The 12,425-nt window shown below is 66.3% G+C and carries 11 protein-coding genes; 1 reads left to right on the top strand and 10 read right to left on the bottom strand.

Annotated features, from left to right (window positions below; genetic code table 11):
- Positions 1 to 59: 59 nt before the first annotated feature.
- Positions 60 to 1,082 carry a site-specific integrase gene (locus tag AC1Z32_RS22110; protein ID WP_483480575.1) on the bottom strand — a complete coding sequence of 341 codons (1,023 nt, stop codon included), beginning with the start codon at positions 1,080 to 1,082 and terminating at the stop codon, positions 60 to 62.
- 49 nt (positions 1,083 to 1,131) lie between these two features.
- Here AC1Z32_RS22110 and AC1Z32_RS22105 point away from each other — a divergent pair, with 49 nt between their 5' ends.
- Positions 1,132 to 1,347: a hypothetical protein gene (locus AC1Z32_RS22105; protein ID WP_483480574.1), complete on the top strand. Its 216-nt coding sequence runs from the start codon at positions 1,132 to 1,134 to the stop codon at positions 1,345 to 1,347.
- Positions 1,348 to 1,444: 97 nt separating this feature from the next.
- Here the strand turns inward: AC1Z32_RS22105 and AC1Z32_RS22100 are convergent, their stop codons facing one another.
- The 9 genes from AC1Z32_RS22100 to AC1Z32_RS22060 form a co-directional block, all read right to left on the bottom strand.
- Positions 1,445 to 1,909, bottom strand: a complete 465-nt coding sequence (locus AC1Z32_RS22100) for a DUF2147 domain-containing protein (RefSeq protein ID WP_483480573.1) — start codon at positions 1,907 to 1,909, stop codon at positions 1,445 to 1,447.
- An 88-nt stretch (positions 1,910 to 1,997) separates the two neighbouring features.
- Positions 1,998 to 2,786, bottom strand: coding sequence for a 5'/3'-nucleotidase SurE (gene surE, locus AC1Z32_RS22095; RefSeq protein WP_483480572.1), 789 nt, complete (start codon positions 2,784 to 2,786; stop codon positions 1,998 to 2,000).
- Positions 2,787 to 2,882: 96 nt separating this feature from the next.
- Positions 2,883 to 3,125: a hypothetical protein gene (locus tag AC1Z32_RS22090; RefSeq protein WP_483480571.1), complete on the bottom strand. Its 243-nt coding sequence runs from the start codon at positions 3,123 to 3,125 to the stop codon at positions 2,883 to 2,885.
- A 194-nt stretch (positions 3,126 to 3,319) separates the two neighbouring features.
- Positions 3,320 to 4,135, bottom strand: a complete 816-nt coding sequence (locus tag AC1Z32_RS22085) for a DUF1571 domain-containing protein (protein ID WP_483481715.1) — start codon at positions 4,133 to 4,135, stop codon at positions 3,320 to 3,322.
- A gap of 81 nt (positions 4,136 to 4,216) precedes the next feature.
- Positions 4,217 to 5,974, bottom strand: coding sequence for an AMP-binding protein (locus AC1Z32_RS22080; protein WP_483480570.1), 1,758 nt, complete (start codon positions 5,972 to 5,974; stop codon positions 4,217 to 4,219).
- Between the two features lie 74 nt (positions 5,975 to 6,048).
- Positions 6,049 to 7,356, bottom strand: coding sequence for an acetyl-CoA C-acetyltransferase (locus AC1Z32_RS22075; RefSeq protein ID WP_483480569.1), 1,308 nt, complete (start codon positions 7,354 to 7,356; stop codon positions 6,049 to 6,051).
- Positions 7,353 to 8,258, bottom strand: coding sequence for a MaoC/PaaZ C-terminal domain-containing protein (locus AC1Z32_RS22070; RefSeq protein WP_483480568.1), 906 nt, complete (start codon positions 8,256 to 8,258; stop codon positions 7,353 to 7,355). Before AC1Z32_RS22070 ends, AC1Z32_RS22075 begins: the two co-directional genes overlap by 4 nt.
- A 13-nt stretch (positions 8,259 to 8,271) precedes the next feature.
- Entirely contained in the window at positions 8,272 to 9,708 is a 1,437-nt protein-coding gene (locus AC1Z32_RS22065; RefSeq protein ID WP_483480567.1) for a 3-oxoacyl-ACP reductase, read from the bottom strand.
- Positions 9,709 to 9,774: 66 nt separating this feature from the next.
- Positions 9,775 to 12,279 carry an acyl-CoA dehydrogenase gene (locus AC1Z32_RS22060; RefSeq protein WP_483480566.1) on the bottom strand — a complete coding sequence of 835 codons (2,505 nt, stop codon included), beginning with the start codon at positions 12,277 to 12,279 and terminating at the stop codon, positions 9,775 to 9,777.
- Between the last annotated feature and the right edge of the window lie 146 nt (positions 12,280 to 12,425).

Below are 12,425 nucleotides of genomic sequence, written 5' to 3'. Positions count from 1 at the left end.
CGCCATCTGTTGGCGCGGGCGCCAGCCGAGCGAGGCGAAGCCGACGCGAGCGGCGCTGTTTAGTCGAGCTTGGACAGCAGGTGATCCATCGACAGGTGACTGTAACGGCGAAGCATCGAGAGCGTCTTGTGGCCGGAGATCGAGCCGACCTCCATCACGTTCAGTCCGCGTTCGAATAGCCGCGAGACAGCCTCATGGCGCAGATCGTGGAACCGCAGATCGTGCATCCCGGCCTTGTCTCTAGCGCGCATGAAAGCATGGCGCACTACTGTCGCAGAGACGTGCAGGAACGGCCCGCCAGCAGGTTCGCGGGACCATTGGTAAACGCGGGCATTCCGCATCGATTCGATTGCTTGCACGGCCCGTCTGGTCAGCGGCACGCCACGCGGCTGGCCGTTCTTCGTCGTCGGCAGGTACGCGACCCGGCGCGCAGTGTCGATCCGATCCCACGTCAGCCCGAGCATTTCTGACTGCCGCATGCCGGTCTCGATGGCGAGCACGACGAGCGGCAGTAGGTACGGCGCACGCGCTGCCTGACACTCCACGAGCAGGCGTTCTTCCTCTCCCGGTGCGAGTCGCCGCTCCCGAGCTTCATTCTCCTCGGGCAACCTGATCCAGACGAGCGGATTCTCGGCCAAGTACAGCCCCATTTCTTTCCTGCCGTGTTCGATGGCCCGCCGCATGACCAGCAGTTCCTTCCGCACGGTCGAGCCGCTGACGGTACGCAGCCGGTGATCTCGGTACGCGACGAGCGCGGAGCGCGTCAGGTTCGCCAGTGAGAACGCCGTCACAGGCTGCCGCATCAGGAACCTGACTCTGTGGCCTTCCGTCTCATGGCCTTTCTGCCGTGGCACCACGTCCACGAGGTAATGCCGGAGCAGATCCCGCAGGATCGTGTCCCGAGCGTCGCTGTGATCGACGGCGTGGCCCTTGTCGTATTCGGCCTCAATGCTTCTGGCCCATACCTCTGCTTCGGCGCGGGAGGCGAATGCCTTGCTCTGTGAGGGGAAGCCTTTCCTTCTGACCTTCGCCTGCCATTTGCGTGCAGGTACGTTGTCCGGTCTATGTGTGATCGTCGCCATGTCGGTGTCCCAGTAGTGTCCCAGTGGAACCCGGTCAGAGGCTACAGCCTTGCTGGACGCGGCTCACAGCGCCTTTCCGTATCGGCGTTTCAAGGCGTGGCACGAGTCGGGCGTGCTGCTGCGCGTGATGACTCAGTTGTTCGGGCCGGCTGGCGAATCGCTCTATTCGCTGATGACTTCCCGCATGCGCGTGCCGGCGGAGTTCAAGCTCGAGAGCGCTGAAGTGCCGGCAGCCGCGCAAGCGCAGGAGCGGCACGCCGCCTGAGCCTGCTGACTTCAAAATCCGTGATGCAATGAAAAAGCCGGTCGAAGACAAGCATCTTCGACCGGCTTTTATCTTGTCTGACGCTGCCGCTCATCGCTTATTGCTGGCGCACCCACGTCTGCGATCGTCCCAGCAGCGACACGCCGACATACCCGCGCACGACGAGCTTCTGCCCGCCGTCCTCGAGCTTCATCCTGCACTTGTAGAGCTTGCCGTTCTCGGGGTCGAGAATCCGGCCGCCGTCCCATGTCTCGCCATCCTGTCTCATCCCGGTGATGATCGTCATGCCTTTGATCAGCTGATCCTTGCGCTCGTCGGTGCAGGCCGTGCAGCGCCTGTCGGGATGATCGAACTCGCCGACGCCGCGCACGACCTTGCCGGACAGCTGGCCGCTGCCGTCGTCGACGATCTGGATGATCGCTTTCGGCTTGCCGGTCTGATCGTCGATGGTCTGCCAGGTGCCGACGGGCGTCGCCGCCTGCGCGAACGCGCTCGCAGCGAGGGTGGCGCAGAGTGCGCCGAGCGTCAGGCGCACGCCGCGCGGGCCGATGGAACGGGTCATGTCGTCTCCTTGTCGTGATCGCTGGAGCATACGAGAAAGCGATCGGCTACGTCTGCGAGGAAACGTTCTAGCGGCGCGCGTTCCAGACTCAGACGCCGTGTTTCAGACCCGCTTCGAGCGTGGCGAAGGTGCGCTCGTCGGTGCGATCGAAATGCAGCGGCGTGACCGACACGCGGCCGGACGCCACCACCGCCGTTTCGCTATCGGGCGAATTCGGGCGCGGGCCGCGTTGGAAGCGCAGCCAGTGATAGTCGATGCCGCGCGGATCGACGAGCGGCAGCACATCGATGCCTTCCACGAGCCCGACGCCTTGCCGCGTCACGGTGAGCGGACCGGCGGCGGACGCGTCGCAATCGGGGAAATTGACGTTCAGGCACGTGGGGGCGTCGTGGGAAATCGACAGCAGCTGGCTGATCACGCCCGGCGCCAGCGCGCGCGCCGTATCCCAGCGCACGTTCTCGCGGTCGGTGAATGCCTGGCTGAGCGCGATCGACGGCAGGCCGAGCAGGAGGCCTGTCATCGCCGCGCCGACAGTGCCGGAGAACATCGTTTCGACACCCAGATTCGCGCCGCGGTTGATGCCGGACAGCACGAGCGTGGGCGGCGCGTCCTTCATGATGTGACGCGCGGCCATCACGACGCAATCGCCGGGCGTGCCTTGCACGCCGTAGCGCCGCTCGCCCTGACGCGATATGCGCAGCGGCGAGTGCAGGCTGATGGAGTGCGACGTGCCGCTTTGATCGTGCTCGGGGGCGATGACCCAGACTTCGTGCGCGAGTTCCGCGGCGACCGCTTCGAGCACGGCGAGGCCAGGGGCGTCGATGCCGTCGTCGTTGGTGATGAGCACGCGCTGCAGGATGGGCGAGAGGGCGGACATCGCGAATCACTCCTTGGTCGATGGTGAAAGGGATCGACCGATTATTACAGAGTTCGCGTTGGCGGGCGTCCGCGAGGCCCGGTTCGGAGAATGCCTTTACTTGACGCCGAGGCCGCGCAGCACCGCGTTGCCGTCTTCGGTGAGCCGCACCTCCGGCTTGCCCACTTCCGGCGACACGATCTCGACATATCCATATTCCTGCAGCGAGGCGACATCGGGCGTGGCGGCCATGACGTCGATGGGCGCGTGCATCAGCAAAAGCAATGTGGCGATTTCGTGGTGGCTCAGAAGCCTTTTGATGGCTCGCACGGGTGCGGAAGCCGGACGGCGGAGGTTCATGAAAGATGTCCTCAAGTTTGCATGACGATACGCGGCGCTCTCGGCATGACGCCTGTGCGCAGACCTTGATGTCGATGGGATGCGGGCAGGTTATCGGCCGACTCTTAGGCGAAACTTAAAACGCGCGGCGCGCGGTGCGGCCCGTTGTTACACCACGTGTCACGAAGTCAGGGGGCGTTTCATTAAGGCTTCGATCAGAAGCGATAGTCGGGATTCTTCGGGTCGAACGTCAGATCGTCGAAGGGTTTGGTTTCGATGTGCTCGAACACGATGCTTTCGAAAATCTCGCCGTCGTTGTCGTACGACTCCAGCGTGCGAAAGAGCGGCCGCTCGAGGTCGAGCCCGAGCACTTCCTTCTTCGCGTAGAACTCGGGTTGTCCATCGGGCGTTTCATAGGTGAAGGCGACCACGCGCATCCCGTCGACGATCTTCACTTCGATATTCGACGGCTTCGTGATGCCGGCTTCCGCGAACTTGCGTCCCTCGTCGATGAAGCGCCGCGTGATTGCATCGATGCCGAGTTCGCGGATCGAGTGATTCGACTGCGCGCGCGCGAACACGCCGTTCACCGAGGTCCACATCGGCACGACGCTCAGGAAGCCGCCGAGATGACCGTAGAGCTGGTCGGGGCGCCTGGAATCGTCGTAGATGACTTCCTGGCCCGCGTGCGCGCCATCGGGCAGCCATTTGGCGTAGATGCGCAGCGGCTCGCGCGTGACGCGCACGAGCATGTGATCCTCGCGCTTCGGCCATTTTCCCTTGATGCGCTCGCGCCGGCGCATCGTGAACTCGCAGGACGCGAAGTCGCGCAGGCCGTCCTGCAGATAGCGCGGCAGGGTGCGCGCATCGAGCGAGCGGAAGAGGGCGACGAGCCGGGCATCGTCGAGTTTCGCGAGCGCGCCGCTCGCGGCCGACTGCGCGAGCCATTGCACTTGCTGCTCGAGGCCGAGACCGGCGACCTGCGCGATTTCGTCTTTCGTTTGCGCGCGCGCGAAGAGGCTCGCGAACATCGCGCAGAAGCAGAAGAGGCACGCGCGGGCGAGCCGCACGTCCAGCGTCCGGCGGCATCGCGCACGCGGCATGAGCATCTCCTAAAGCCGATCCTGCGGTTTCGATGGCTGCAATCCGGCTTCGCGCAATTCGCGCCTCAACACCTTGCCGATCGTCGTGAGCGGCAGCGCGTCGCGGAACTCGACGTACGAAGGCACCTTGTAGCCGGTCAGGTGTAAACGGGCGAACTTCAGCAGTTCTTCCACCGTGAGCGAGTCGTCGCGGCGCACGACGAACGCCTTCACGCGCTCGCCCGTCACGGGGTCGGGCACGCCCACGGCCGCCACCGCGCGCACCTTCGGATGCGCCGCGAGCACATCCTCGATCTCGTTCGGATACACATTGAAGCCCGACACGATCATCATGTCCTTCTTGCGGTCGATGAGCCGGATGATGCCGCGCGCATCCATCACGCCGATGTCGCCGGTCGCGAGCCAGCCGTCCGCGTCGATAGCCTGCGCCGTGTCTTCGGGACGGTTCCAGTAGCCTTTCATCACTTGCGGGCCCTGCACGCAGAGCTCGCCGGGTTCGCCGACGTTCGCCCAGGCGCCGTCTTCGCGGCGCAGACGCACCATCGTGGAGGGCACCGGCACGCCGATCGTTCCCGCGAAGGCGCTGTCGCCATGCGCATCGAGCGGCGTCGCGCAGACGAGCGGCGAGCATTCGGTGAGGCCGTAGCCTTCGACGAGCGACTGGCCGGTCATCGCCCTGAAGCGTTCGGCGATCACGCGCTGTGTCGCCATGCCGCCCGCCATCGCGAGCTTGAGCGCGGAGAAGTTGCGCTTGCGGAAGTCTTCGTTGTCCATGAGCGCGCTGTAGAGCGTGTTGAGCGCGGTGATCGCCGTGAAATTTTCGTGACGCAGCGCGCGCACGAGCGCGCGGATGTCGCGCGGATTGACGATCAGCACATTGCGCGCGCCGATCGCGAGAAAGGCGAGCGCGTTCACCGTCAGCGAATAGATGTGATAGAGCGGCAGCGGCGTGACGATGATCTCCTCGCCGTCGACGAGCCGTCCGCCCGCCCATTCGAGCGCCTGCAGCAGATTGGCGATCACATTGCGATGCGTGAGCATCGCGCCTTTCGCGACCCCCGTCGTGCCGCCGGTGTATTGAATGAACGCGATATCGCCATGACCGACTCGCACCGGCTCGAACCGGCGCCGCGCGCCGCGCGCGAGCGCTTGCGGCAGGCGAACCGCATCGGGAAGGCTGTACGCGGGCACCTGCTTCTTCACGTGACGCACGAGCAGATCGATCGCGCGGCCCTTCACGTTGAGCCCCTTGCCGAGGAGATCGCCGATTCCGGTCACGACGATGTTCCTCACGCGCGTACCCGGCTGCGCGTCCTGCACGGTCTTCGCGAAGTTCTCGAACACGACGATGGTCTGCGCGCCGCTGTCCTGCAACTGCTGACGGAGCTCGCGCGCCGTATAGAGCGGATTCACATTGACGACGATCGCGCCCGCGATCAGCGTGCCGAACATCGTGACGGGATAGGCGAGCGTGTTGGGCATCATCAGCGCGACGCGGTCGCCGGGCTTCACGCCGATGTCCTGCAGATACGTTGCGAACGCATGCGCCTTCTGGCCGAGCGCGGCGAACTTCAGCTCGGAGCCGAGGCTCACGAACGCGACGCGATCGCGAAACCGCCCGACGCATTCGTCGAAGAAATGCGCGAGCGAGCGATAGCGCGAAGGATCGATCTCGCGCGCGACATCCGGCGGATACGACGCATACCAGATGCCGTCCGTCGCGTGCGGTTCCAGGGCTCCGCGCGGCGCTGCCTGTCCCGGGCTCATGTGGTGTCTCCGTTGGCGCAACTCATCTCGTTGCTACACGTCGATAGCACGCCTTGTCTTTCTACGTCTGCTGCTTACCGCTCAAGTATCGCGACGATGCCCTGACCGCCCGCCGCGCAGATCGAGATCAGTCCGCGCAGCGGCTTGCCGTCGCCGCGCGCGGGCGCCTTCGCGAGCATCTTCGCGAGCGTGCCGACAATGCGCCCGCCCGTCGCGGCGAACGGATGGCCCGTCGCGAGCGAGCCGCCGTTGACGTTGAGACGCGCGCGGTCGATGGAGCCGGGCGGCGCGTCGATGCCGAGCGCGGTGCGGCAGTATTCGTCGTCTTCCCACGCGGCGAGCGTGCACAGCACTTGCGCCGCGAATGCTTCGTGGATCTCGTAGAAATCGAAATCCTGCAGCGCGAGGCGGGCGCGCGCGAGCATTGGCGGCACCGCGTAGGCGGGCGCCATCAACAGGCCTTCGCGCTTGTCGAAGTGATCGACGGCCGCGGTCGCGGAGTACGTCAGGAACGCCTGCACGGGCAGTCCGCGCTCGGCGGCCCATTGCTCGGAGGCGAGCAGCACCGCCGATGCGCCATCCGTGAGCGGCGTCGAATTGCCGGCGGTCAGCGTGCCGGCGTCGCGATCGAACACGGGCTTCAGTTGCGAGAGCTGATCCAGCGACACATCGGGGCGCAGGTTGTTGTCGCGCGCGAGCCCCTTGTACGGCGTCATTAGATCGTTGAAGAAGCCGCGCCCATACGCCGCCGCGAGCTTGCGATGACTTTCCTCCGCGAGCGCGTCCTGCGCTTCGCGCGAGATCTTCCAGCGCTTGGCCATCAGTTCGCAATGCTCGCCCATCGAGAGGTTCGTGCGCGGTTCCGCGTTGCGCGGCAGAAGCGGCCTGAAGAACATGCCGGGCCGCAGCTTCGCGAAGGCGCCGAGGCGCTGGCCCGCCGAGCGTCCGCGATTCGCTTCGAGCAGGATCTTGCGCATGCGCTCGTTCACGGCGATAGGCGCATCCGACGCCGTATCGACGCCGCCCGCGATGCCCACGTCGATCTGTCCGAGCGCGATCTTGTTCGCGACCAGGATCACCGTTTCGAGGCCGGTGCCGCAGGCCTGCTGCACGTCGTAGGCGGGCGTTTCCTTCGCGAGCGTGGTCGAAAGCGCAGCCTCGCGCGTCAGGTTGAAGTCGCGCGAATGCTTGACGACCGCGCCCGCCGCCACTTCGCCGAGCCGCATGCCGTGCAGGCCGTAGCGGTCGACGAGCCCTTGCAGCGTGAAGCTCAGCATGTCCTGATTCGACGCGCTCGCGTATGCCGTGTTCGAGCGTGCGAACGGAATGCGGTTGCTGCCGATGATCGCCACCCTGCGAACCTCATGCCGCGCGTCGCTCATGGCAGCTCCCATTCGAAATGGCCGCGCAGATGCGGCCGGTCGCCCGCGAGATCGCGCACTTCGAAATCGCGCGCGGCGGGCGAGGGCGCGGCGGTCCACAGCGTCGCTTCGCCGGGGATGTAAAGCGGCGACTTGAAATCGCCGTGCGCGTATCCGGACGCGAGCGCCTTGACCGGATGCAGCGCCGCGAGCGTGCGCGCGAGCGTCCACATGCCGTGCGCGATCGCGCGTGGAAAGCCGAACGCCTTCGCGCTCAGCATGTGCAGATGGATCGGGTTGAAGTCGCCCGATGCCTTCGCGTAATCGCGTCCGAGCTGCGGCGGAAGCTGCCAGCGCGCCTCGCGGGCGAGGAGCGGCACGCGCGCATCGGCGGCCTCGATCACGTCTGACGGCGGCGCGGCGCTCTCGCTTCTCACGCCGCGCTTCAGATAGACGCTGTCGCCGTCCCACACGGCCTCGCCGCGCCGGTAGATGCGCGTATGCAGCGTGAACGCCTGGCCTTTCTGATGCGGCACGAGCGGCCCGCACTCCACTTCGATGCGCAGGTTCTGACCCGCCGCGAGCGGCCGCCGCAGGCGCACGCTGTTCGAGAGATGCACGACGCCGAGCGCGGACCACGGAAACGACGGATCCGTGAGCATCATCAGATGCAAGGGAAACGCGAGCACGTGCGGGAACGTGAGCGGCACGCCGTGCTCGGGGATGAACCCGCACACGCGCGCATAGCGGCCGACCTGCTCGGCGTCGAGCTTCACATTGGGACGCACGAGCCGGATCGCGGGCAGCTCCGGCGCGCGCGAGCGCCTGAAGAGCGCGGGCAGTGCGCGCCCGTAGAGCTTCGCGGGCGGCGGCAGCGTATCGATGACGACGGTGCGGGCGCGCGGCATGGTCGGTGCGTGCATGCGTCTTTTCCCCTCACGCGCCGATCAGGCTTTGGCCGCACACACGCACGACGTTGCCCGTGATGCCCGCGCTGCCCGGACTCGCGAGCCACGCCACGGTCTCGGCGACATCGACGGGCAGGCCGCCTTGTCCCATCGAGTTGAGCCGTCTGCCGGCCTCGCGCACGCCGAAGGGCATGCGCGCGGTCATGTGTGTTTCGATGAAGCCGGGCGCGACCGCGTTGATCGTGATGCCGCGTTGGCGCAGCGAGGGCGCCATCGCGTGCACGCGGCCGATCACGCCCGCCTTCGAGGTCGCGTAATTGGTTTGTCCGCGATTGCCCGCGATCCCGCTGATCGACGACACCGCGACGATGCGCCCGCCGTCGCGCAGCACGCCTTCTGCGAGCAGGACTTCATCGATGCGCGCCTGCGCCAGCAGATTGATGTCGATCACGCTGTCCCACATCTCTTCGGTCATGCGCGCGATGGTCTTGTCGCGCGTGATGCCCGCGTTGTGCACGACGATATCGATGCCGCCCGACGCGACAAGCGCCGCGGCGATCTCACCGGGCGCTTCGGGCGCGGCGATGTCCGCGACGAGCGCCGCATGCGCGCCGCCCGAGGGCGATGCGTCTTCGATCGAGAGCATGGTTTGATCGAGCGCATCGCGGACGGTCTCGACATCCAGCCCCGTGACGATCGCGCCGTGTCCGGCCAGAACCGCCGCGATCGATGCGCCGATGCCGCGCGCCGCGCCCGTCACGAGCGCGCGCTTGCCCGCGAGCGGCGTCGCCCAGCTGTCCGGCGCAATGGACGATGCATCGATGGTCACGACCTGGCCCGACACATAGGCCGAGCGCGGCGAGAGAAAGAAGCGCAGCGCCGACTCGAAATTCGCGTCATCGGCGACGCGCAGCAGGTTCGACGTGATGCCGTTGCGCGCTTCCTTGCCGAGCGAGCGCACCATGCCTTCGAGCGCGTGCTGCGCGGTGGCGGCCGGCACGCTCGCGCGCGTGGCGGGCGGCCGCCCGAGCACGACGATGCGCCCGTTCTTCGCGAGCGAGCGCAGCGCGTCGTGAAAAAACGCGTAGAGCGAATGCAGCTGGCCGCTTTCGACGATGCCCGTTGCATCGAAGATCAGCGCTTCGACACGATCCGCGCGATCGCTCGCGAGCGCATCGCGGGCGCGCGGCTCGAAGCGCCCGCTCATCGCGCCGTGACGCGCGGCAACCGGCAGCCAGCCGGCCGCGCTCTCATGCGCGACGCTCGTCATGCCGATGGTGGAAAGCACGGCCATCAGGTCATCGAAGAGCGCGGGCGACGGCCCCGCGCCGATGGCGGCCATGCCGCCGAATTCGGCATGATCCGCGCGATAGCGGCGCAATACCTCGGGACGCGGAAGGCCGAGCGAGCGTGCGATGCTCATGCCGAAGGGCGAATTGACGAAGTCGAGATAGCGGTCTTTCATCGATTGGCGATCGGTCGTCGGGCGCGCGGCGGTGCCGTGGGTCTGCGGGCTTCAGGTCCGCATGCATCAGGCGATGGCTTCGGGCAACTGCCGCTCGAGCGCCGCGCTGCGCTTTTGCAATGCTTCGAGGATACCGAAGTCTGAGGAAAAATCATCGACTTTCACCGCTTCGCGCGCATGAGCTGCCCATTGCGTGAGCAGCGCCCGCTCGTTTTCGTCGATGAAACCATGCTCCGCCGCAGCCTGCGTCCACGCTTCGATATCGTGCGGGCTTTGCGGCAGCGGGGCGGTCCGGCCCGCCTTGACGGCCTCGCGCAGACGCGCTTCCAGCGCCGCGACCGCCGGTGTGAGCGCGAGCAGTTTTTCGCCGCGCGCGACCGGATCGGTTTCGAATGCCGAAACGTGCGAGTTCGCGACGAGCCGCTCGCGCGCATCGCCGGGTGTCTGCATCAGCATCGCGACCTCGTTGCCGAGCGCGTCGGTGCTCGCTGCGTGCGGCACGCCGAACGGGAACGCCATCGCGCGCAGGAACGCCGCCGCCGCGCGGTTCGGATAGTTCGCGAGCAAGCCTTCGAACGCGGCGCGCGCCTGAAAGAGCGCATCTTCGGCGCCCCAGCGCACGAGCGGCAAATCGGCTTCGGGACGGCCGTCGTCCTCGAAGCGCTTCAAGGTCGCGGAGAGCAGGTACAACTGAGAGAGAATGTCGCCGAGCCGCGCGGAAAGCCGCTCGCGGCGCTTCAGCTCGCCGCCGAGCGCGAGCATCGAGACATCGGCGAACAAAGCGAACGCGCTCGACAGGCGCGTGGCGGCGCGGTAATACGGCACGAGACGCGCATCGGCGCGCGCGGGCTTGCGCATGAGCGCGGTGCCGCCGAACGCGTACACGAGACTGCGCACCGCGTTGGCCGCGAGAAAGCTCGCGTGGCCGAAGAAGGCTTCGTCGAAATCGCGCAGCGCGCGGTGTGGATCGTCCTCGCGCGTGGCTGTCATCTCCTTGAGCACGTACGGATGGCAACGGATCGCGCCCTGTCCGAAGATGATGAGGCAGCGCGTCAGGATGTTCGCGCCTTCGACCGTGATCGAGATCGGCATTTGCTGATACGCGCGCGCCAGAAAATTCGATGGCCCCATGCAGATGCCCTTGCCCGCGACGACATCCATGCCGTCGTTGATCACCTTTCGCGCGCGTTCCGTGATGTGATACTTCGCGATCGCCGATATGACCGAAGGTTTCTCGCCCAGATCGACGGCCTGTGCCGACAGGCGCCGCGCCGCGTCCATCACGTACAGATTGCCGCCCATGCGCCCGAGCGCTTCCTGAATGCCTTCGAAGCGGCCGATCGACGTGCGGAACTGGCGGCGCGCGGCGGCATACGCGCTCGTGCCGCGCACGGCCAGCTTCGCCATGCCGACGTTCGACGAAGGCAGCGAGATGGCGCGCCCGGCGGCGAGGCATTCCATCAGCATGCGCCAGCCGTTGCCGACTTGCGCGCGCCCGCCGATGACCCAGTCCATCGGGATGAACACATCCTTGCCCGAGTTCGGGCCGTTCTGGAACACCGCGTTGAGCGGCCAGTGCCGCCGTCCGATGTCGACGCCCGGGTGCGTCGTCGGAATGAGCGCGCAGGTGATGCCGGGCGCTTCGTCGCCGCCGAGCAGATGCTCGGGGTCGAGCGCGCGAAAGGCGAGGCCGAGCACGGTCGCGATCGGCCCGAGCGTGATGTAGCGCTTCTCCCACGTGACGCGAAAGCCGAGCGTCTCGCGGCCATCGTGCACGCCGCGGCAGACAATGCCCGTATCGGGAGTCGCGGCGGCATCGGAGCCGGCGTAAGGGCTCGTCAGCGCGAAGCAGGGGATTTCGTCGCCGCGCGCGAGCCGCGGCAGATAGTGGTTCTTCTGCTCCTCGGTGCCATAGTGCAGCAGCAGCTCGGCGGGCCCGAGCGAATTCGGCACCATCACCGACACCGCCGCCGCCGACGAATGCGTCGCGAGCTTCATGATGACCTGCGAGTGCGCATAGGCGGAGAACGCGCGTCCGCCGTACCGCTTCGGGATGATCATGCCGAGAAAGCCCTGTTCCTTGATGTACGCCCACGCTTGCGGCGACAAATCCTGCCAGATGGCGGTCGTATCCCAGTCATTCGATAGCTCGCACAGTTGCGCGCATTCGTTGTCGATGAAGCTTTGCTCTTCCTGCGTCAGCTTTGGCGCACCGTGCGCGAGCAGGCTGTCCCACGCCGGACGTCCGGAAAAAAGCTCGGCGTCCCACCAGACGGTGCCGGCTTCGATGGCGTCACGCTCCGTCGACGACATCTCCGGCAAGATCTTGCGGAACGTGTCCAGTACTCTGCGACTGATCAGCGCACGTCGCAGCGGCTTCGCGGCGAGCACGAGCGCCGGCAGCACGAAGATGATCGAGAGAACGACCGCGCCGCCGACGCTCACGAGGCCGACGGCGCCCCCCAGGGCGACCCAGGCCGCCAGCCCGGCAAACCAGGCGAGAGCGGCGGCCTGAAAGAACGTGAGGACACCCGCGAGCAGGAGAAATGTGACGGCGTAGGCAGCGAGCATCACGGGTCTCCGACGAGAGACGACGAGCTTGAGATGAAAAGCCAGAAGCACGCGACGTGCCAATCGTCTCGATTGATCTCTCTACGTGAGCTTTTTACAGTTGCGAGACAATTTCAGTCGTGAAAACATAAGACTCCTTCCAAATA

This window comes from Caballeronia sp. 11_S32 (genome assembly GCF_056930355.1).
The sequence above is the reverse complement of the archived record's forward strand: the minus strand, read 5'-3'. Positions and strand labels throughout refer to the sequence as shown.